This is a genomic window from Bacillus sp. NTK074B (genome assembly GCF_017303375.1).
Taxonomy (GTDB): Bacteria; Bacillota; Bacilli; order Bacillales; family Bacillaceae_B; genus Rossellomorea.
Genome location: NZ_JAFKOH010000216.1, coordinates 1 through 259, shown reverse-complemented (window position 1 = coordinate 259; position 259 = coordinate 1). Strand labels below are relative to the sequence as shown.

Below are 259 nucleotides of genomic sequence, written 5' to 3'. Positions count from 1 at the left end.
CTTCGTACCGGACGGGGCCGCACGGCATCGACGCTACGGATTCGCCAGGCTGGCCGCGCATGGGAATCCCGGGCCGGCAAGGCGCACATATCGAGGAAACGGTTCCATGTCCCTAGTCAATCTTGCCGCCAGTCCTGCTCTGGTGGAAGCCGGCATAAGGCTTATGGCGAGCTTTGGACGTCCCGCCGACAGTGGCGCGTTCCGTGCCGATGGCTGAGACGGTGGAGGACGTGACACTTGCCTTGTCGGGCCCTGTGAC

At 64.5% G+C, this 259-nt stretch carries 1 protein-coding gene; it reads right to left on the bottom strand.

Going from position 1 to position 259, the window contains the following annotated elements; translation table 11 throughout:
* Nucleotides 1-33: 33 nt before the first annotated feature.
* A partial coding sequence (locus JI667_RS22070; RefSeq protein ID WP_206858636.1) for a hypothetical protein occupies nt 34-259 on the bottom strand: 226 nt, incomplete at its 5' end.